Annotated in this window: 18 protein-coding genes and 1 tRNA gene; 13 read left to right on the top strand and 6 right to left on the bottom strand. The window is 59.8% G+C overall.

Annotated elements, in window-relative coordinates; translation table 11 throughout:
• Positions 1-250 precede the first annotated feature (250 nt).
• Positions 251-1732: a glutamate--tRNA ligase gene (gltX, locus tag D8U18_RS24255; protein WP_131108689.1), complete on the bottom strand. Its 1482-nt coding sequence runs from the start codon at positions 1730-1732 to the stop codon at positions 251-253.
• A 220-nt stretch (positions 1733-1952) separates the two neighbouring features.
• Between gltX and D8U18_RS24250 the strand changes: the two genes are divergently transcribed.
• Both D8U18_RS24250 and D8U18_RS24245 read left to right on the top strand, forming a co-directional pair.
• Entirely contained in the window at positions 1953-3041 is a 1089-nt protein-coding gene (locus D8U18_RS24250; protein WP_056853722.1) for an HlyD family secretion protein, read from the top strand.
• Between the two features lie 49 nt (positions 3042-3090).
• Positions 3091-4581: an MDR family MFS transporter gene (locus D8U18_RS24245; protein ID WP_177336562.1), complete on the top strand. Its 1491-nt coding sequence runs from the start codon at positions 3091-3093 to the stop codon at positions 4579-4581.
• A 125-nt stretch (positions 4582-4706) separates the two neighbouring features.
• On the opposite strand, the gene uvrB is transcribed toward D8U18_RS24245, so the two are convergent.
• A complete protein-coding gene (gene uvrB / locus D8U18_RS24240) occupies positions 4707-6722 on the bottom strand; it encodes an excinuclease ABC subunit UvrB (protein WP_131108687.1) in 2016 nt (671 codons plus the stop codon).
• A 336-nt stretch (positions 6723-7058) separates the two neighbouring features.
• Here uvrB and D8U18_RS24235 point away from each other — a divergent pair, with 336 nt between their 5' ends.
• Both D8U18_RS24235 and D8U18_RS24230 read left to right on the top strand, forming a co-directional pair.
• The gene (locus D8U18_RS24235; RefSeq protein ID WP_056853725.1) at positions 7059-8255 is read left to right on the top strand and encodes an amino acid aminotransferase; all 1197 of its coding nucleotides are present in this window, start codon (positions 7059-7061) and stop codon (positions 8253-8255) included.
• 248 nt (positions 8256-8503) lie between these two features.
• Positions 8504-8716: a hypothetical protein gene (locus D8U18_RS24230; RefSeq protein ID WP_056857095.1), complete on the top strand. Its 213-nt coding sequence runs from the start codon at positions 8504-8506 to the stop codon at positions 8714-8716.
• Here D8U18_RS24230 and D8U18_RS24225 read toward each other — a convergent pair.
• Positions 8713-8943, bottom strand: a complete 231-nt coding sequence (locus D8U18_RS24225; RefSeq protein WP_131108685.1) for a hypothetical protein — start codon at positions 8941-8943, stop codon at positions 8713-8715. The two genes, D8U18_RS24230 and D8U18_RS24225, sit on opposite strands and share 4 nt — an antisense overlap.
• 230 nt (positions 8944-9173) lie before the next feature.
• Between D8U18_RS24225 and D8U18_RS24220 the strand changes: the two genes are divergently transcribed.
• Positions 9174-9249 (top strand) — tRNA-Asn (locus D8U18_RS24220).
• Positions 9250-9327: 78 nt separating this feature from the next.
• On the opposite strand, the gene D8U18_RS24215 is transcribed toward D8U18_RS24220, so the two are convergent.
• The 3 genes from D8U18_RS24215 to D8U18_RS24205 all read right to left on the bottom strand — a co-directional run bounded on the left by D8U18_RS24215 (position 9328) and on the right by D8U18_RS24205 (position 12848).
• On the bottom strand, positions 9328-10323 hold the full coding sequence (locus D8U18_RS24215) for an AraC family transcriptional regulator (RefSeq protein ID WP_131108683.1): 996 nt from the start codon (positions 10321-10323) through the stop codon (positions 9328-9330).
• 1 nt (position 10324) lies between these two features.
• Positions 10325-11338 carry an AraC family transcriptional regulator gene (locus tag D8U18_RS24210; protein WP_177336616.1) on the bottom strand — a complete coding sequence of 338 codons (1014 nt, stop codon included), beginning with the start codon at positions 11336-11338 and terminating at the stop codon, positions 10325-10327.
• A gap of 259 nt (positions 11339-11597) precedes the next feature.
• Positions 11598-12848 (bottom strand): OprD family porin, encoded by a 1251-nt coding sequence (locus D8U18_RS24205; RefSeq protein WP_130907215.1) that lies wholly within the window; start codon positions 12846-12848, stop codon positions 11598-11600.
• Positions 12849-13208: 360 nt separating this feature from the next.
• Here D8U18_RS24205 and antA point away from each other — a divergent pair, with 360 nt between their 5' ends.
• The 8 genes from antA (at position 13209) to D8U18_RS24165 (ending at position 20843) form a co-directional block, all read left to right on the top strand.
• Positions 13209-14612, top strand: a complete 1404-nt coding sequence (antA, locus tag D8U18_RS24200) for an anthranilate 1,2-dioxygenase large subunit (protein ID WP_056857105.1) — start codon at positions 13209-13211, stop codon at positions 14610-14612.
• 2 nt (positions 14613-14614) lie between these two features.
• A complete protein-coding gene (antB, locus tag D8U18_RS24195) occupies positions 14615-15106 on the top strand; it encodes an anthranilate 1,2-dioxygenase small subunit (protein WP_056857091.1) in 492 nt (163 codons plus the stop codon).
• A 19-nt stretch (positions 15107-15125) separates the two neighbouring features.
• A complete protein-coding gene (antC, locus tag D8U18_RS24190) occupies positions 15126-16148 on the top strand; it encodes an anthranilate 1,2-dioxygenase electron transfer component AntC (protein ID WP_131108681.1) in 1023 nt (340 codons plus the stop codon).
• A gap of 104 nt (positions 16149-16252) precedes the next feature.
• Complete coding sequence (locus D8U18_RS24185; RefSeq protein ID WP_056857089.1) at positions 16253-17413, top strand: ABC transporter substrate-binding protein; 1161 nt, start codon at positions 16253-16255, stop codon at positions 17411-17413.
• A gap of 66 nt (positions 17414-17479) precedes the next feature.
• Positions 17480-18391, top strand: a complete 912-nt coding sequence (locus tag D8U18_RS24180; RefSeq protein ID WP_046038155.1) for a branched-chain amino acid ABC transporter permease — start codon at positions 17480-17482, stop codon at positions 18389-18391.
• Between the two features lie 10 nt (positions 18392-18401).
• Positions 18402-19418 (top strand): branched-chain amino acid ABC transporter permease, encoded by a 1017-nt coding sequence (locus tag D8U18_RS24175; RefSeq protein WP_056857088.1) that lies wholly within the window; start codon positions 18402-18404, stop codon positions 19416-19418.
• Entirely contained in the window at positions 19415-20164 is a 750-nt protein-coding gene (locus tag D8U18_RS24170; RefSeq protein ID WP_056857087.1) for an ABC transporter ATP-binding protein, read from the top strand. Before D8U18_RS24175 ends, D8U18_RS24170 begins: the two co-directional genes overlap by 4 nt.
• A complete protein-coding gene (locus D8U18_RS24165; protein ID WP_056857086.1) occupies positions 20157-20843 on the top strand; it encodes an ABC transporter ATP-binding protein in 687 nt (228 codons plus the stop codon). Before D8U18_RS24170 ends, D8U18_RS24165 begins: the two co-directional genes overlap by 8 nt.
• Positions 20844-20847 lie beyond the last annotated feature (4 nt).

The raw sequence follows: 20847 nt of genomic DNA, 5'->3' as shown, positions 1-20847 counted from the left end.
CGACCTCTTGCATGCCATGCAAGCGCTCTCCCAGCTGAGCTATAGCCCCTCATCGTTGATGTCATCGCTGAGGACGGGGCGAATCTTAAGGGCGTATCGGAAGCCTGTCAAACTTATTTTTCAAAAAATTTAAAATTTTTTGCCGACATAACAACCACTTACCGCCCTCCCCCCGAAAATCCGGGGGAAGCGCCGAAGATCGGGATCAAAAGATCGCGGCCTTCGGCAGCCCCTGCAGAGTCAAACGCAATCAGGCAATAGCGCCCAAGAGCTTTTCCCACTCCTTGTTTTCTTTCTTCGACACGCCACCGAGCAGGTCAATGGCCTGGCGCAGACGGAAACGGGTCAGGTCAGGTCCGAGGATTTCCATCGCATCGAGCACCGATACCGAACTGGCCTGACCGGTAATCGCAGCGAACATCAGCGGCATGGCGTCACGCAGCTTCAGCTCCAGGGACTCGACCACGGCCTGAATGGTCGCGGTGATGTTGTCCTTCTCCCACTGACGCAGACTTTCGAGCTTCCAGAGGATCAACTGCATCAACTGCCGAACCTGATCACCCGACAGCTTTTTCGATTCAAACAGTTTGGCATCCGGGTTGACACCACCGGCAAAGAAGAACCCCGCCAGCGGTGCGACTTGACTGAAGGTTTCAACCCGGCCCTGCACGTGCGGGGCAATCTTCATCATGTATTCGGAGTTGAATGCCCACTTCTGCACGCGCGCGGCGAACTCTTCCACCGGCAGGTCACGCAGCCATTGGCCGTTTAGCCACGACAATTTTTCGATGTCGAAAATCGGCCCGCCCAGGGAAACGCGCTTCAGATCGAAATAGTCGACCATCTCCTGCAACGAGAACTTTTCACGCTCGTCAGGCATCGACCAGCCCATGCGTCCCAGATAGTTGAGCATTGCCTCAGGCATGAAGCCCATGCGCTCGTAGAAAGTCACCGAAGTCGGGTTCTTGCGCTTGGACAGCTTGCTCTTGTCCGGGTTACGCAGCAGCGGCATGTAGCACAGCTCCGGTTGTTCCCAGCCGAAGTATTCGTAAAGCAGGATCAGCTTCGGAGCCGACGGCAGCCACTCTTCGCCGCGCAGTACGTGGGTGATGCCCATCAGGTGATCGTCGACCACGTTGGCCAGGAAGTACGTCGGCAAGCCGTCGGTCTTCATCAGGACCTGCATGTCCATGCGGTCCCACGGGATTTCAACGTCGCCACGCAGCATGTCCGGCACCACGCAGACGCCTTCGCTCGGCACCTTCATGCGGATCACATGCGGCTCGCCGGCAGCGAGGCGGCGCGCCACTTCGTCTTTGGACAGCAACAGTGCACGGCCGTCGTAACGCGGGGTTTCGCCACGCGCCATCTGCTCGGCGCGCATCTGGTCCAGCTCTTCGGCGGTGCAGAAGCACGGGAAGGCATGGCCCATGTCGACCAGTTGCTGGCAATACTTCTGATAAATATCACCGCGCTCGCTTTGCCGGTATGGACCGTGCGGGCCGCCGACGTCCGGGCCTTCGCTCCAGTCGATCCCCAGCCAGCGCAGGGCGTCGAAAATCTGCTGTTCGGACTCGCGGGTCGAGCGCAACTGGTCGGTGTCTTCGATCCGCAGGATGAACTCACCGCCATGCTGCTTGGCAAAGCAGTAATTGAACAATGCGATGTAAGCGGTACCTACATGGGGGTCCCCGGTAGGCGATGGCGCGATGCGCGTGCGGACGGTGGTCATGGCAAGTCTCGAAAAGAAGATCAAACAAAGGGCGAATGGTAACAGGCGACACCCGTCCCGCTCCAGCGAACAGGGCATTTAAGCCAAGGTTGCGACTACAACGCCGGTACGGTGCGGTGAATGGCCGATTATCAGCCACCGCCATTTACCGTTTATCGGCTGTATGCCAGATTCACCTGCTGATAACTTTTCTTACATATTCTCGACTACAGTTTGCCCCATGCCTGCCCAACTCAAGCGTCGCCTTTCCATTTTCCTGCTGATCGTCCTGCTGATTGCCGGGGGATTCTTTGCCCAGTGGTTCTTCAAGGGACGGTTTTATGAAAGCACTGACAACGCCTATGTGCAGGGCGAAATCACCCGTGTGTCGAGCCAATTGGGCGCGCGCATCGATCAAGTGCTGGTGCAGGACAACCAGCACGTCGAGAAAGGCCAACTGCTGATCCGCCTCGAAGGCGATGACTTCCGCCTCGCTGTCGACCGCGCCAACGCGACCCTCGCCACCCGGCAAGCCGAACGCCTGCAAGCCCAGAGCAAGCTGACCCAGCAAGCCAGCCTGATCGCCGCCAGCGATGCGCAAGTCGCCTCCAGCCAAGCCAGCCTCGGCCGCTCGCAGATTGACCTGAACCGCGCCGAAACCTTGCGCAAACCGGGTTATGTCTCGGAAGAGCGCGTGACCACCCTCTCCGCCGACAACCACATTGCCCGCTCGCAACTGGCCAAGGCCCAAGCGGACGCCCAGGGTCAGCGCCAGCAGATCAACGCACTGAACGCCGAAATCAAACGCCTCGACGCACAGATCGCCAACGCCAGGACCGACCTGGCCCAGGCCGAACTGAACCTGACCCGCAGCGACATTCACGCGCCCATCAGCGGCCTGATCGGCCAGCGTGCCGCGCGCAATGGCCAATATGTGCAGGCCGGCGCTTACCTGCTGTCGATCGTGCCGGATGAAGACATCTGGATTCAGGCCAATTTCAAGGAAACCCAGATTGGCCACATGCAGCCCGGGCAGAAAGCCGAACTGATCTTCGATGCCTACGGTGACACGCCGATCGAAGCGCGGGTCGACAGCCTGTTCGCGGCCTCGGGCGCACAGTTCAGCCTGTTGCCACCGGACAATGCCACGGGCAACTTCACCAAAGTCGTACAGCGGATCCCGGTCAAGCTGACGTTCGCCGTCGACAATCCGCTGCGCGGCAAGATTCGCCCGGGCATGTCGGTCACCGCCAAGGTGAACATCAAGGACACCCCGGAACACGTCAGCGCCAGCTTGAGCAGCAAAGACGCCGCTGACGATGGCCGGTGATCAACTGATCCGCCCGGTCGGGGAACCGACGCGGCGGGACTGGATTGCGGTGATGAGCGTGATGCTCGGCGCGTTCATGGCGGTGCTGGACATCCAGATCACCAACTCGTCGCTCAAGGACATTCAGGGTGCACTGTCGGCCACCCTGGAAGAAGGCTCGTGGATTTCCACCTCGTACCTGGTGGCGGAAATCATCATGATCCCGCTCACCGCCTGGCTCGTGCAGTTGCTTTCGGCGCGGCGTCTGGCGGTGTGGGTGTCCCTCGGTTTCCTGGTCGCTTCCCTGCTATGCTCCATGGCGTGGAGCCTGGAAAGCATGATTGTCTTCCGCGCCCTGCAGGGGTTCACCGGTGGCGCGCTGATTCCGCTGGCCTTCACTCTCACACTGATCAAACTCCCGGAGCATCACCGCGCCAAAGGCATGGCCATGTTCGCCATGACCGCCACCTTCGCGCCCTCCATCGGCCCGACGCTTGGCGGTTGGCTGACAGAGAATTGGGGTTGGGAATACATCTTCTACATCAACATTCCGCCCGGACTGATCATGATTGCCGGCTTGATGTACGGCCTGGAAAAGAAAGAAGCGCATTGGGAACTGCTGAAAAGCACCGACTACGCCGGCATTGTCACACTGGGTGTGGGACTGGGCTGTCTGCAGGTGTTTCTGGAAGAAGGCCATCGCAAGGACTGGCTTGAGTCGGATCTGATCGTGACGCTGGGCAGCATCGCCCTGATCAGTCTGATCACCTTTGTGATCGTGCAGTTTTCCAAACCCAATCCGCTGATCAACCTCGGTATCCTCGGCAATCGCAATTTCGGCTTATCGAGCATTTCCAGTATCGGGATGGGGGTTGGCCTGTATGGCTCGATCTACCTGTTGCCGCTGTACCTGGCGCAGATCCAGAACTACAACGCGCTGCAGATCGGTGAAGTGATCATGTGGATGGGTGTGCCGCAACTGTTTCTGATTCCGCTGGTGCCCAAGCTGATGAAATACGTCTCGCCGAAATGGCTGTGCACACTGGGTTTCGGTTTGTTCGGCCTGGCGAGCTTCTCTTCAGGCGTATTGAATCCGGATTTCGCCGGGCCGCAGTTCAATCAGATCCAGATCATCCGCGCCCTGGGCCAGCCATTGATCATGGTCACCATTTCGCTGATCGCCACTGCCTACATTCTTCCGCAGGACGCCGGGTCCGCGTCGAGCCTGTTCAACATCCTGCGCAATCTCGGCGGGGCCATTGGCATCGCCCTCCTCGCCACGCTGCTGGATGCCCGGACCAAGACCTATTTTGATTACTTGCGCGAGGCGATAGTGCCGACCAACCCGCAAGTGGCGGAGCGGTTGGCGTCACTGACAGACCGGTTTGGAAGCGAGGCTGCGGCGCTGGGCAAGCTCAGTGAGATCGCCCATCAGCAGGCGTCGATCATGGCGTACAACGATGCGTTTCACTTTGTCGGGATTGCGCTGGGAATCAGCATGCTGGCGGTGTTGCTGACCCGGAAATTACCCGAGGGGTTGAAAGCTGGCGAGGCGCATTGAGATCGAGGCGCGGCCTTCGCGGGCAAGCCTCGCTCCTACAGTTCTTGCGGCGCCCACAGGACGACACAAACCTGTAGGAGTGAGGCTTGCCCGCGAAGGGGCCAGTACAGACACCACAAAGAAACTCAAACGGTAATCAAGCGCTCCCGCAACTTGCCAATTTCATCGCGCATCTGCGCCGCGGCTTCGAATTCGAGATCACGCGCCAATGCATACATTTTCTCTTCCAGAGCCTTGATGCGCTTGGCGATCTCCCCTGGTGTACGCAATTCCGCCTCGTATCTGGCGTTTTCTTCGGCCGCCTTGGCCATGCCCTTGCGCTTTTTGCTGCGCGAACCTGGCACGGTGGCGCCTTCCATGATGTCAGCGACGTCCTTGAACACGCCTTTGGGCGTGATGCCATGCGCCAGGTTGAAGGCGATCTGCTTGTCGCGACGACGGTCGGTTTCCCCGATCGCCCGCTCCATGGACCCGGTAATCCGGTCGGCATACAAAATCGCCCGACCGTTGAGGTTACGCGCTGCCCGACCGATGGTCTGGATCAGCGAGCGCTCGGAACGCAGGAATCCTTCCTTGTCGGCGTCGAGAATCGCCACCAGCGACACCTCAGGCATGTCCAGACCTTCGCGCAGCAGGTTGATCCCCACCAGCACGTCAAAAGTGCCCAGGCGCAGATCACGGATGATTTCGACCCGCTCTACGGTGTCGATGTCCGAGTGCAGGTAGCGCACGCGCACGCCGTGATCGGCCAGGTAGTCGGTCAAGTCTTCGGCCATGCGCTTGGTCAGCGTGGTGACCAGCACGCGCTCTTCCAGGGCAACGCGCTTGGTGATTTCCGAGAGCAGGTCATCGACCTGAGTCAGGGCCGGGCGGATTTCGATTTGCGGGTCCACCAGCCCGGTCGGCCGCACCACCATGTCGATGACGCGCCCGGCGTGCTCGGCTTCATAATTGCCCGGGGTCGCCGAGACGAAGATCGTTTGCGGGCTAATGGCCTCCCATTCATCGAAACGCATCGGCCGGTTATCCAGCGCCGATGGCAGGCGAAAACCGTATTCCACCAGTGTTTCTTTACGCGAGCGGTCACCTTTATACATTGCGCCAACCTGCGGCACGCTGACGTGGGATTCGTCGATCACCAGCAAGGCATCGGCCGGCAGGTAATCGTAGAGGGTCGGTGGTGGCGCGCCGGCTTCACGGCCGGACAGATAGCGCGAGTAGTTTTCGATGCCATTGCAGTAACCCAATTCGAGGATCATCTCCAGGTCGAATCGGGTGCGTTGCTCCAGGCGCTGGGCTTCCACCAGTTTGTTGTTGGAGCGCAGGTATTCCAGGCGCTCCTTCAATTCAACCTTGATGCCTTCCACCGCGCCCATCAGGGTTTCCCTTGGCGTCACGTAGTGGCTTTTCGGATAGAAGGTGAAACGCGGCAGTTTGCGGATCACTTCGCCGGTCAGCGGATCGAACGCCGACAGGCTTTCGACCTCGTCGTCGAACAGCTCGATGCGGATCGCTTCGAAATCCGATTCCGCCGGGTGGATATCGATCACGTCGCCACGTACGCGGAAGGTCGCACGGGCGAAATCCATGTCATTGCGGGTGTATTGCAAGTCAGCGAGGCGTCGCAGCAATTCGCGCTGGTCTAGCCGATCGCCGCGATCCACGTGCAGCACCATTTTCAGATAGGTTTCCGGGCTGCCCAGACCGTAGATGCACGACACCGTGGTGACGATGATCGCGTCCTTGCGCTCCAGTAACGCCTTGGTCGCGGACAGACGCATCTGTTCGATGTGATCGTTGATCGAGGCGTCTTTCTCGATGAAGGTGTCCGACGATGGTACGTAAGCCTCGGGCTGGTAGTAGTCGTAATAGGAAACGAAGTACTCCACGGCATTGTTCGGGAAGAACGCCTTGAACTCGCCGTACAACTGCGCCGCCAGGGTCTTGTTCGGCGCCAGCACCAGCGTCGGACGCTGCACCTGCGCGATTACGTTGGCGATACTGAAGGTCTTGCCCGAACCAGTCACACCGAGCAATGTCTGGTGCGCCAACCCGGCTTCGATGCCCTCGACCATCAGGCGAATGGCTTCAGGCTGATCGCCGGCAGGTTCGAAACGGGTGACTAGCTGGAATTCAGACATGTAAAACCTCTGGGATCACGCTTGCCGGCAAAACCGGCACGAACGAGAAAGACCGCAAACGACCGATGTCGCCCGAGGAAAAAACTGGATTGCGCTCAATGTGGAGCCGATTGCCGTCGCTTTCAAGGCAAACGTCCTACATCGCGTAATGCTTTGGACGACACCAATCGACTAACGGTCGAAAAATAATCGGAAAAACTTAACGTAAAAGCCGTTTCGTCTGTCGCCATCGATCGCAGATGGCCTCTATACTAGCTCCCCGTTTGTGCACCGCTCTAGTGCATTCGGCTGGAGCGCGACACGTCCCTCCATTCTCCATTCAGAGCCGCCGCAAAAATGAGCCTGTTCTCCGCTGTCGAAATGGCACCACGCGATCCAATCCTGGGCCTCAACGAAGCATTCAACGCCGATACCCGTACCAACAAGGTCAACCTGGGAGTCGGTGTTTATTGCAACGAGGAGGGGAAAATTCCACTCCTGCGCGCCGTTGTCGAAGCCGAAACCATTCGCGTCGCTCAACACGCTTCCCGGGGCTACTTGCCCATCGACGGCATCGCGGCCTACGACCAGGCTGTGCAAAAACTGCTGTTCGGCAATGATTCGCCGCTGATCGCTGCCGGTCGCGTCATCACCACTCAGGCTGTGGGTGGTACCGGTGCACTGAAAATCGGTGCCGACTTCCTCAAGCAACTGCTGCCGAACGCCGTCGTGGCAATCAGCGACCCGAGCTGGGAAAACCACCGCGCGCTGTTCGAAACCGCCGGTTTCCCGGTGCAGAACTACCGTTACTACGACGCCGCGACCCACGACGTGAACCGTGTGGGCCTGCTGGAAGACCTGAACGCCCTGCCAAACGGCTCGATCGTTGTGCTGCACGCCTGCTGCCACAACCCGACCGGTGTGGACCTGAGCCCGGCGGACTGGAAAAACGTCCTGGAAGTGGTCAAGGCCAAAGGCCACGTGCCTTTCCTCGATATGGCCTACCAAGGTTTTGGCGATGGCATCGACGAAGACGCCGCAGCCGTGCGCCTGTTTGCCGAATCGGGCCTGACCTTCTTCGTCTCCAGCTCGTTCTCCAAATCGTTCTCACTGTACGGCGAGCGCGTGGGTGCCCTGTCGATCGTCAGCGAATCGAAAGAAGAAAGCGCGCGCGTGCTGTCGCAAGTCAAGCGCGTGATCCGTACCAACTACTCCAACCCGCCGACCCATGGTGCGAGCATCGTTGCAGCCGTGTTGAACAGCCCGGAACTGCGCGCCCAGTGGGAAGCCGAACTGGCCGAAATGCGCCTGCGCATTCGCGGCATGCGCACCCAGATGGTCGAGACCCTGGCGAAAAACGCACCACAGCGTGATTTCAGCTTCGTCGGTCGTCAGCGCGGCATGTTTTCCTACTCCGGCCTGAGCGTTGAGCAGGTTCACCGTCTGCGCAACGAGTTCGGCATCTACGCCCTGGACACCGGTCGTATCTGCGTAGCTGCGTTGAACCAGAGCAACATCAAGGCTGTAACGGATGCTATTGTTCAGGTGATCTGAATCGCGCCGTGACACGAAAACGGGAAGCCTTTGGGCTTCCCGTTTTTTTTGTTTGTGGCAGATAAATCTCAAAGCGGTGGCTGCGACCTCTAAACTCCACCCAAGTAAATTGTAGGAGCGAGCCTGCTCGCGATAGGTATCAACGATAACGCTGGCAACCTGACACCCAGCGATGTCCGCAGGTTCATCGCGAGCAGGCTCGCGCCTACAGGTATTTTGTACACCTTGGTATTCCTGCGAGAACCTACATGAAAAACGACAACCTGCGTGCTGACCGCGATGACCTGGATGACCTGGATCGCTTCATCCCTCGCGCCCCGGCCAAACAACGCGGCAACAACCTGGTGATGCAAGTCGCTGCCGGCGTATTTCTCGGCGGTCTGGCCTTGTGGCTGGTACAACTGGGCGCCACGGCGCTGTATGCCAAACTGATGCTTGGCACGATCACTTTCGGCGGCTAGGCCAACTCGGTCGCGCGCTGGCTGGCGGCGTCGTCATAGGCGACGTAAAGCGCTTCGGCAACCTGGCTCTTGATCGCCTTGGTGCTTTCCAGGCCCAGGACGAACCCTTCAGCCTTGCCACCGGCGCGGTTCAATTCATCAGCGGTACTGGCTTGGGTAATTGCGTCGAAGAGTTTCTCGGCGTGCGGACCAACCCCTTTGGGCAGACTGATCTGGGTGATGCTCATGCAGGCACCTCGTGGTTTCGAGGCGTTGTGGAGGTCAAACGAGACATGGCGCGTACCTTTTCGGCGAATGGCCGGCAGCGCGTGTAACCACTTCCGGGCAGCCATGGTAGACCCCGCCAGTGATTCTGGTAACCGCCAATCACCGATAAACCACCGTCCGTCCCCATGAATCGCGGAAGTTAATATCGGGCGCTTGACTTCTCTTTTTGAATCAGTAACATAGGCGCCATTCCGCGATAGCTCAGTTGGTAGAGCAAGTGACTGTTAATCACTGGGTCCCTGGTTCGAGTCCAGGTCGTGGAGCCAGACAAGGTTCGGAGATCAAAATCTCCAGCCATCAAAAAACCCGCCTTATGGCGGGTTTTTTTGTGCTCGCGTTTCCTGCTATGCCTGAGACTTCATCGTCTGCTTTGGCAGCTCTCCAAACCGCTGCCGATAGTAATTGGCAAACCGCCCCACATGGCCAAAGCCGAATTCCAGCGCCACCTCAGTCACGCTGGAATAGGGCCTCGCCAGCAAGTACTCCCGGGCGGCTTCCAGGCGTAATCCGCGCAAGCGGTCCATAGGGCTTTGACCGTATTCGCGCTGGCACAGGGTGTTCAAGCTGCGAACGCTCACTCCGGCGGCAAGCGCCAATTCTGCCAGCGTAATGCCCTGGGCAAGGTGCTCGCGCATACACGCTTCGATTTTCTGCAGTTGGCGTGTGGGCTGGCGCGGCGACGAGGATTCTTGTTGTGTAATACCACAATGGCTGAGCAGAAACAGCGGCAGGCTCTGCTCCAGATGCTGCAACCAGCGCGAAGGCGTAGCGCTCGCTTCGCCATCGGGTAGATGCTCCAGCAATTCGCTGACCAGTCGAAACCAGCGCATCGCCAAGGGCCGTTGCAGGCGGCTGACCGGCGCCAGCGTGAAGCCCGATGGCAAATCGTCGGCCAGCGCGTTCTGGCTGGCGTCGAGCAATGCCCGTGGCAATTTGAGGATCAGTTGCTCACAGCCCTCCTCCCACACCACACGCGCGTGTTCACGCGGGGACAGAATCGCCACTTCTCCGGGGCTGACGCCATAGCCCATGCCGTCGGACTCAAGGGTGGCACTGCCGCGCAGTGGCATCTGTACCAGTACGAAATCTTCGAAAGGCCGCGGGCGGATCTCCACCTGGCCACCGTAGCGCAACGCATACAGTTCGCAGCTGGCGACCTGGCCGCGATAGAACGCCGTGTCGACACCGCCCCGTGGCCAATCCAGCTCATGCTCCACCAGCGCTTGCCCCATCAAACGCTGGGTTTCCTGCGCCGAACGGCTGGTGAAAACCGGCTCGCGGCACATCAGCGACAAGTTCAGGCCCACGCTGTTGGCGGTGGCGGCGTGTAAAGTCGTCATTTCAAAGCGACCGGTTGCGACGGGCTTCGCTGCGTTGCAAGGTGGCGCTCGGCGTTTCGTTGAACAGCTTGCGGTATTCGCTGGCGAACCGACCCAGATGCGAGAACCCCCAACACATTGCGATCACCGAGATGTTGCGCACCGAGGCGTCTTCGAGAATTTCCTGGCGCACCGCGCCGAGGCGATACTTTTTCAGGTAAGCCATGGGCGAGACGCCGAAGTGTTTGCGAAAGCCTTCGAACAGTTTGAAGCGGGACACGCCTGCTGCCGCCTCGATGTCCTCCAGGTGCATGTCTTCGCGGGCGTTGCTTTCGATGAAATCCTTGGCGCGTATCAAGTAGTACGGCAACTTGGCGCCCAATTGGTCACGCAGTTCAGCACTGTAGTTGTTGGGCTGCGAAAGGATCAGGCCCTTGATCAGCGCGCTTTCGATATCGCGGGTGAAGAACACCTGATTGAACAGATCCTGGCCGCGCTCAAGTTCATCGATGTAGTAACGGGCCAGCCGCCACCAGGAGGCAGAGGCGCCGTTGACCGCGTCCATCACCGGCTCGAATTTCAGCGGCATTTCCAACGGGCGCTGCAGCATGCCTTCCAGGGTCTGTCGCATGGCCATGCGGGTAATCACCACGGAGATCTTGTGGCAGTCACCGGCCATGGTCAGTGACTGGGTTTCGTGGGGGGTGACGATCAGGCCCTGGTCCTGATTGGAGTACAACCGGCGACCGTCCTTGAGCAACTCTTGCTCGCCACGAATAGGCAGGCTGAGGCTGTAGCAATTGAGGTGTTCGGCATCCTCGACGCCGATGGTCACGTCGGTGCCGTATTCCATCCGGCCCAAGGTCGTGGACATGGATTTGAACACATTGGCCTTGTGGTGAAATTGAATCCGGTTCGGCTGGCTGGTCTGCAACTCATGTGGCCCGCAAATGCCGGCCATCCATGCGCGGGCACCGGCCAGGTCGTAGCGATCTATGCGGATATCTCGAAACTGGGCAACATTTGGTTCAGTCATTTCAGTACACCCACGGCAATGGACATCGACACGCTCTTCGGCGCGTATTCTCATTGGATTTGCAAGGGCTGTGCCCAGCCGGCGCGAACAAGCGATATCCGCATTTTTTGGCTAGTAATCGGAAACAATCTGGATATTGAACGCGTTGCGCGTCGTTGATGCACACGGCAACAGTGCCGATAAAGGTCGACGCCAAGGGTAATGCGCTACCCAAGGCGTCACTTCAGCGCACAACCGCGTTCGATTTGAGGGCAGGACGTTACCAAAATTTCCAGGTGTAAGTAGTGATCAGACGGTTCTCCACCCAGTCATTGCCGTGGCTGAATTTGGCGACAACATTGCCGGCTTCCACACCCACGCCCTTGAGCGGACCGCTTTGCACCACATAAGACAGCACCAGGTTACGCTCCTGCTCCGCTGCCTGGCTGAGGTTGTCGCCACGGTCCACCGAAGTACCCTTGAAGTAACGGGTCATGAAGTTCAGGCCCGGTACGCCGAGGGCGGCGAAATCGAAGTCATAACGCAGCTGCCAGGATTTTTCGTTGGGCTTGATGAACCCTACCCGCGACCAGTTCACCAGAAACGGCTGGGGTACATAACCACCCAAAGTCGGAAAGTTGCTGTCGCCGAGCATCCGCTGGTAGCCCACGCCGAATCGATGGCCGCCCTTTTTGAGCGAGGTCATGGCACCGTAGGAGCTGTTATCAATGTTTCCGTACAGGGCCTCGCCATCTTCGTTGTTATTGAAGTAACGCAGGTCGGTCTTCAGCCCATAACCGTCACCCAGATCCGCCAGGTGAGTGATACCCAGATAGTGCTGTTGATAGATGTCTTCCAGTTGCGCGTAGAAGTAGGTGCCGGTCACTGAGGGCGTCAAGGCATAACTGGCGCCGGCGAGGTTCAGACCGTCGCTGCCGTGGCGCACGCCGGAGCCGGTCTGCAGGTACAGTTTTTCGTAATTGGAGGAGTTACGCGCGCCGATTTCCGTCAGGCGTCCGGCGGTCAATGTCAGACGATCGACTTCCTTGGACTCGAGCAAGGCGCCGCGATAGGTCGTGACCAACTGGCGCGAGTCGTCAATGATCACCACTGGCAGAAACGGCCGCAACTCACCGACTTTCAGTTCGGTTTTTGAATAGCGCATTTTCAGCGTCACACCGCCACGGCCATATTCATCGGCCTGCTCCTGACGACTCTGGCTGTACGGGATGATGGTGTCATCGCCACGCCCGCCACCGCCGTCCAGTCGAAAGGCATACTGCGCCTCTGCATCGAGGCCGAACTGCAGCGGGCCATCGGTATAGCCGGAGGCAAAACGCAGGTCGAAACCCTGGGTCCAACTGCCCACTCGCGAATGGGGCGGGTTGTTCTCCTTGTAATCCCGATCAAGGTAAAAGTTGCGGGTACCCAACGTCAGCTTGCTGTCACTGACTACATCTGCCTGTGCCAACAATGGCGTCAACAAGCCAACTGTTTGAACCCCCCGAACTAACCACGCTTTATGCAACATATTATTTCTTCCCCCTGCCGCTTATATAGCAACACATGAATAGAAGGCACTTCGGGTACAGAACCCAGGGCCATGAGCAATGGCAGTTTTAGTGACCTGAAGCGAGACACTCTGGTGGTGCTTCGATTGAAATTAAGCCGTAACAAGTTCATCAGCGGCTATCCCGTTACTGAACGACAAATAGCCGTTTGCTCAGCCAGCGATCGCGATGAAAGCCCGTGTTTACGGGGATTTATCGTCAACAGCTGCGTATCAGGGCTTATTTTCCGGATGGGTTTCCACTAATAAGCGGATAGACCCTGCCGGCCACCCCGTCATTAAATGAAGGCACGAATTAGCCCATTGGCCGAGGACTGGGAAATGACAACTGCACGAAGTGTCGAACAGTGGAAAAGTTATATCGAAAGTTGCCTGGACTTCCGCCCGCAAGACGGTGTTTATCGCATTGCCCGCGATATGTTTACCGATCCGGAATTGTTCGATCTGGAAATGGAACTGATTTTCGAGAAGAACTGGATCTATGCCTGTCACGAAAGCGAGATCGCCAATAACCATGACTTCATGACGATGCGGGCCGGTCGCCAGCCACTGATCATTACCCGTGACGGTGAAGGTCGCCTCAACGCCCTGATCAACGCCTGCCAGCACCGCGGCACCACCCTCACCCGCGTCGGCAAGGGCAACCAGTCAACCTTCACCTGCCCCTTCCATGCCTGGTGCTACAAAAGCGACGGGCGCCTGGTGAAGGTCAAGGCGCCGGGCGAGTATCCCGAAGGTTTCGACAAGGCCACCCGCGGCCTGAAAAAAGCCCGTATCGAAAGCTACAACGGCTTTGTGTTCGTCAGCCTCAACGTAGAGGGCACCGATACCCTGGAAGACTTCCTCGGTGACGCCAAGGTGTTCTTCGACATGATGGTGGCGCAGTCGCCGACCGGTCAGCTCGAAGTCCTGCCGGGCAAGTCGGCCTACACCTACGACGGTAACTGGAAACTGCAGAACGAGAACGGCCTGGACGGCTATCACGTCAGCACCGTTCACTACAACTACGTAGCCACCGTTCAGCACCGCCAACAGGTCAATGCCGAGAAAGGCCTGACCGCCAGCGACACCCTGGACTACAGCAAGTTGGGCGCAGGCGACAAGGAAACCGATGACGGCTGGTTCGCCTTCCACAATGGCCACAGCGTGCTGTTCAGCGACATGCCCAACCCGGCCGTGCGCCCGGGTTACGCCAGCATCATGCCGCGCCTGATCCAGGAACACGGCCAGGGCAAGGCCGAGTGGATGATGCACCGCCTGCGCAACCTCAACGTCTACCCGAGCATGTTCTTCCTCGACCAGATCAGCTCGCAGCTGCGGATCATCCGCCCGCTGGCCTGGAACAAGACAGAAATCAACAGCTTCTGCCTGGGCGTCGTCGGCGAGTCGGATGCGGATCGGGAAAACCGCATTCGTCAGTTCGAAGACTTCTTCAATGTGTCCGGCATGGGCACCCCCGACGACCTGGTGGAGTTCCGTGAAGCCCAGCGTGGTTTCCAGGCGCGCCTGGAGCGCTGGAGCGATATTTCCCGCGGCCAGGGCAAGTGGGTCGAAGGCCCGACTCGCAACAGCGAGACCATTGGCATCGCACCGGCACTGACCGGCACCGAATTCACCCATGAAGGCCTGTACGTCAATCAGCACGCCAACTGGCAGCGCTTTTTGCTTGAGGGCCTGGCGCGCAAGGCTGCCGAACAACAACCGTTGAAACTGCGTGAGGTGTGAAGATGAATTCGCAACTGCAATACCGCGTCGAGCAATTTCTTTACCGTAAAGCCGAAGCCTGCGATGCCCAGGACTGGGACACCTACCTGGCCATGTTCAGCGACGACAGCGAATTCCATCTGCCGCAATGGGATTCGGAACACGTCTACACCACCGACCCGAAAAAAGGCATGTCGCTGATCTATTACCCCAACCGGGGCGGCCTGGAAGACCGGGTGTTCCGTATTCGCACCGGCAAGGCGGCGTCGACCATCCCGATGCCGCGCACCCTGCACCTGATCAGCAATGTGCGCATCGCGTCGCTGCAGGACGATGAGCTGGAAGTGCGCGTCAACTGGAACACCCTCTACTACCGCATGCAGACCGCCGAACAGTTCTTCGGCCACGCCACGTATCGTCTGCGCCCCGACGGCGAGAGCTGGAAAATCGCCCGCAAACATGTGGTTCTGCTCAACGACACGATCAACTCCGTGCTCGATTTCTACCATCTCTGAACCCTGCGGATTAACGCTCATGACGTACAAGGTCGCCTTCAGTTTCGCCGACGGCAAAACACTCTTCTGCAACGTGCAGAACAATGAAATCCTGCTCGACGCGGCCCTGCGCAGTGGAATCAAGATTCCGTTGGACTGCCGCGAAGGGGTTTGCGCGACCTGCCAGGGCCGCTGTGAATCCGGGCAGTACACCCAGGACTATGTGGACGAAGAGGCCTTGTCCGCCAGCGACCTGGCAGAGCGCAAGATGCTGACCTGCCAGACGCGCGTGCAGTCGGACGCGGCTTTCTATTTCGATTTCGATTCCAGCCTCTGCGGCAGCAACGGCCCGAGCAACCTGCATGGCACTGTGAGCGAGGTGCGGCAAGTCTCCCCGACCACCGCCATCGTGCATGTGGAAGTCGGCGCAGCGGGCGCGGCGCTGGACTATCTGCCGGGACAGTACGCTCGCCTGAAAGTACCGGGTACCGAACATCGGCGCTCGTATTCCTTTGCCTGCGCGCCGGGCAGCAGCAACTTGCAGTTCCTCATCCGACTGCTGCCCAGCGGCGTGATGACCGACTACGTGCGCGATCGCTGCCAGGTCGGCGACGTGATTCACATGGAGGCGCCGCTGGGTGCCTTCTACTTGCGCCATGTCGACCGGCCGCTGGTGATGGTAGCCGGCGGCACCGGGTTGTCGGCATTCCTCGGCATGCTCGATCAGATCGCCGCGCAGCAAGGCTGCGGCCACCCGGTGCACCTGTACTACGGCGTGCGCGAGGCCGCGGACCTGTGCGAGGTTTCGCGCATCGAAGCCTATGCCGCACGAATCCCGGGATTCCGTTTTACGCCGGTGGTCAGCAACCCCGCCCCCGACTGGCCGGGCAAGACCGGTTACATCGCCGAACACCTCGAATTGGCCGAACTGCGTGACCAGCCATTTGACCTGTACCTGTGCGGCCCGCCGCCGATGGTCGAGTCGATCAAGGACTGGCGCCAGCACCACGGCCTGGACCACAGCCGTCTTTACCTGGAGAAGTTCACCGAGAGCAACAGCTGACGCAGCACCCCATAACAACAATCAATCGGCCCGACCGAACACCGAATCACTGCCCTCATCGACATCTACCGTGCGTTGGCACGACCTACTTCATAGGCCGCCTCATGAAAAACCTGGTATTGCGTGCATGTCTGGCAACCTCCCTCTGCGCAGCGACGGCTGCCCAGGCCGTGGAGCCTGTCCGAATCGGCTTCATCACCACCCTCTCCACCCCCGCCGGCTACCTGGGCGAAGACTCGCGAGACGGCTTCCAGCTGGCGATCGATCAGGAAGGCGGCAAGCTCGGCGGCGTGCCGGTGCAACTCATCGTGGAAGATGACGGCCTGCAACCGGCCAAGGCCAAGCAGATCGCCGACCGCATGAGCCTGGACGGCATTTCGCTGTATACCGGTGTGATTTTTTCCAACGTGCTGGCGGCCGTGATCAACACCGCCACCAAGGACGCCTTCTACGTCAGCAACAACACTGCGCCCTCGACCCTGGCCGGTGAAAAATGCATGGCCAATTACTTCGTCGGCTCCTACCAGAACGACACCCCGCACGAAATGGCCGGTGTAGCTGCCAACGAGCTGGGCTACAAGAAGATGGTGATTCTGGCGCCCAACTATCAGGGCGGTCGGGACGCTTTGGCCGGCTTCAAGCGCACCTTCAAGGGCGAAGTGACCGAGATCTACACCAAGCTCAACCAGCTGGATTTTTCGGTGGAACTGGCGCGCGTGCGTGCACTGACACCGGATGCGATCTTCCAGTTTCATCCGGGTGGTGGCGGCATCAACTTCGCCAAGCAATACGGCGGCTCGGGCCTGTCGGCGCAAATCCCGATGGTGGTGCCGGTGTTCTCCATGGATGAACGCATGCTCGCCGCCGTCGGTGATGTGGCCAAGGGCACCAACGTCGTCACCCTCTGGAACCCGCAATCGGACAATCCGGCCAACCAGGCTTTCGTCAAGGCCTTCACCGAGAAATACAAGCGCGCCCCGACGGTGTATGCCGCCCAGACCTACGACACGGCACGGCTGATCGGCGCCGCCCTGAAAACTTCCCAGGGCAATCTGAAAGACCAGCCGGCTTTCCGCGCGGCGATGAAGAACGTCCAGTTCGATTCCATTCGCGGTGACTTCAGCTTCGCCCAGAACCAGCACCCGGTGATCGACTGGTACCTGCTGCAAGTGCAGGCCGGTGCCGACGGCAAGCTGGTGGAAGTGCCGATCAGGACCCTGGCGACCCGCCACGTCGACAGCTACGCCGCTCAATGCTCGATCTGACCGGCACCTGAGCCCTGTCCTCGCCCTGCAGCACAGCTGCGGGGCGTTTTCGTGAGGAACGCAGTCATGTTATTGCTCGAACAGATTCTCAACGGCCTGCAATACAGCGCCTTGCTGTTTTTGCTGGCCTCAGGCCTGACCCTGATTTTCGGCATCATGGGCGTGATCAATCTGGCCCACGGTGCTTTCTATATGGTCGGCGCGTTCTGTGCTGCCTACACCGCCATGGCCACCGGCTCGTTCTGGCTGGGTGGCCTGGCCGCGCTGATCGGCTCGGCCTGTTACGGCGCGCTGATCGAAACTTCGATCATGCGCCGCCTCTACAATCGCGATCACCTGGATCAGGTACTGGCGACATTGGCCGTGGTGTTTTTCAGCAACGAACTGCTGACCCTGATCTTCGGCCGCAGCCCACCGGCGATGCCCACACCCGAGTGGTATTCAAGTTTTGTCGAAGTGCTGCCGGGGCTGATGTACCCGGTCAGCCGGCTGCTGTTCATCGCCGCAGGGCTGGTAGTGGCTGTCGGCATGTGGCTGCTGATCAACCACACGCGCCTGGGCATGCTGATTCGCGCCGGTGCCGACGACCACGAAATGGTCGGCGCGCTGGGCGTCAACATCGCCCGGCTGTACACCCTGGTGTTCGTATTCGGCTGCGTACTGTGCGGCCTGGCCGGTTTCATGGCCGCACCGCTGCTGTCGGTGGAAATCGGCATGGGTGAAAAGATCCTGATCACCACCTTCGTGGTCATCGTCGTCGGCGGTGTCGGCTCGGTGCGCGGTGCGTTGGTGGGGGCGTTACTGATCGGCATGGTCGACAGCCTCGGCCGTGCCTACATTCCGCCGCTGCTGGACCAGCTGTTACCCAGCGAAACCAGCGGCACCCTGAGCGCCGGGCTGATTTCCGCCAGCGCCTACATCGTCATGGCCCTGGTGCTGCTGGTGCGCCCACGCGGCCTGCTGCCGGCCCGCGCCTGAGGAGAACGCTATGTCACCACGCCTCATCATCGACCTCGCGTGCCTGGCGACATTCGCCTGCATGCCGCTGCTGGCTCACTGGTTGCACGAACCTTACCTGGTCAGCTTCTTCACCCGCCTTGCCATCTACGGCATGGCGGCCATCAGCCTGGACCTGCTGATCGGCTACGGCGCCATGGTCAGCTTCGGCCATGCCGCGTTCTTCGGCCTGGGCGGTTACATTGTTGGCATCGTTGCTTTTCATACTTCGCAAGGCATGCCGTTGTGGGGCTGGGAAGGCAGCAACAGTGCGCTGGTGGTGTGGCCCCTGGCCTTGCTGGTCTGCGCACTGCTCTCGCTGCTGGTGGGTTATCTGTCGCTGCGCACCAGTGGCGTGCAGTTCATCATGATCACACTGGCGTTCGGCCAGATGCTCTACTTCGTGCTCGGTTCGCTGTCGTTGTACGGCGGCGACGACGGCATTCTGCTTAACGAGCGCAATACCTTCGGCGCGCTGGATCTGGGTGACGCCAACCACTTCTACTACCTGTGCGTGGCCTTGCTGGCCGGCTGGTTGCTGCTGTGCCGGCGACTGGTCAATTCGCGTTTCGGTTTTGTGTTGCGCGGGCTCAAGCAAAGCGAGCGGCGCAGCGTCAGCCTGGGCCTCAAACCCTTGCGCTATCGCCTGACGGCGTTTGTGATCGCCGGCACCGGCGGTGGCCTGGCGGGGATTTTGTGGGCTAACTACGCGTTATTCGTCAGCCCCGACATGGGCGCCTGGCACAAGTCCGGCGAGCTGATGGCGATGGTGATCCTCGGTGGCGTCGGCACCCTGCTCGGCCCACTGCTGGGCGCGGCCACTTACCTGGGCCTTGAACAGGTGCTGAGCCAGTGGACCGAGCACTGGATGCTGATCTTCGGGCCTCTGCTTTTGCTGGTGGTGCTGTTCGGCAAGAAAGGCGTCTACGGATTGCTGCTGAGTCTGTTGCAGCGCAAACCGAAGAGAGTTGCCATCAAACCGAACGCCGCTGTGGAGGCACGCCCATGAGCGCACAACTATCGATTCATGATCTGCACAAGGCCTTCGGCGCGGTGAAGGCCACTAACGGCGCCAGCCTTGAACTGGCCAAGGGCGAGTTGCACGCCATCATTGGCCCCAACGGCGCCGGTAAATCCACGCTGATCGCGCAGATCGCCGGGGAGATTTTTCCCGACCAGGGCCAGATTCACCTCAATGGTCAGGACATTACCCGCGTGCCGGCCTGGCAGCGGCCGCGCCTGGGATTGGCGCGGGCCTTCCAGGTCAGCCAGCTGTATACCGAGTTCACCCTGCTGGAAAACGTCGCCCTGGCCATCGCTGCCCGCGACGGCAAGGCGTTCGGCATGTGGCGTCCGCTGAGCCGCGACACCCGCCTGCTGGAACCGGCGCAGGGCTACTTGCAACAGGTGGGCCTGGGTCTTCGCGCGCAAGACCCGGTCCACGAACTGTCCCACGGCGAACGGCGGCAACTGGAGATCGCACTCGCACTGGCCCAGGAAGCTTCGGTGCTATTGCTTGATGAACCGATGGCCGGGATGGGGGCCGACGAATCTGCGCGCATGACCGAGCTGCTGCACAGCCTCAAGGGCCGGTACGCGATCCTGCTGGTCGAACACGACATGGACGCGGTATTCGCCCTCGCCGACCGCATCACGGTGCTGGTGTATGGCCAGACGGTGCTGACCGGCAGCGTCGAACAAGTGCGCAATGACCCGCAAGTACGGGCCGCTTACCTGGGAGAAGAACATGCTTGAGGTTCAAGGTTTGAAAGCGGGCTACGGCTTGAGCCAGGTGTTGTTCGACATGCACCTGAGCATCGAGCAGGGCCAGGTGGTGTCGCTGATCGGCCGCAACGGCATGGGCAAGACCACCACGGTCAAGTCGATCATGGGATTGCTCAAGCCCAGTGCCGGCAGCATCCGCATCAACGGCACGGAAATGCGTGGAGCTGCGCCCTATCGCATCGCCAAGGCCGGCCTGGGCCTGGTGCCGGAGGGTCGCCGCGCGTTCGGAACCTTGAGCGTGCGGGAAAATCTGCTGGCCACCGCTACGCGGGGCAAGTGGGATCTGGCGCGGGTCTATGAACTGTTTCCGCGCTTGCTGGAACGCCAGGACCAACTGTCACGCACCCTGTCAGGCGGCGAGCAGCAGATGCTGGTAGTCGGCCGCGCGTTGTTGACCAACCCCAACCTGCTGATTCTCGACGAAGCCACTGAAGGCCTGGCACCGATCATTCGCGAGCAGATCTGGAGTTGCCTGGCCACCCTCAAGGCCGAGGGCGAGACGATTCTGGTAATCGACAAAAACCTCAAGGAAATGGCGCGGGTGGTCGACCGTCATCACATCATCGAGAAGGGGCGCCAGGTCTGGGACGGCACACCGCTGGAACTGGCGGCGCAACCCGAACTGTCACAACGCTACCTGGGAGTGTGAGCGG

This window comes from Pseudomonas sp. Sample_10 (assembly GCF_004321495.1).
GTDB lineage: Bacteria > Pseudomonadota > Gammaproteobacteria > Pseudomonadales > Pseudomonadaceae > Aquipseudomonas.
The sequence above is the reverse complement of the archived record's forward strand: the minus strand, read 5'-3'. Positions and strand labels throughout refer to the sequence as shown.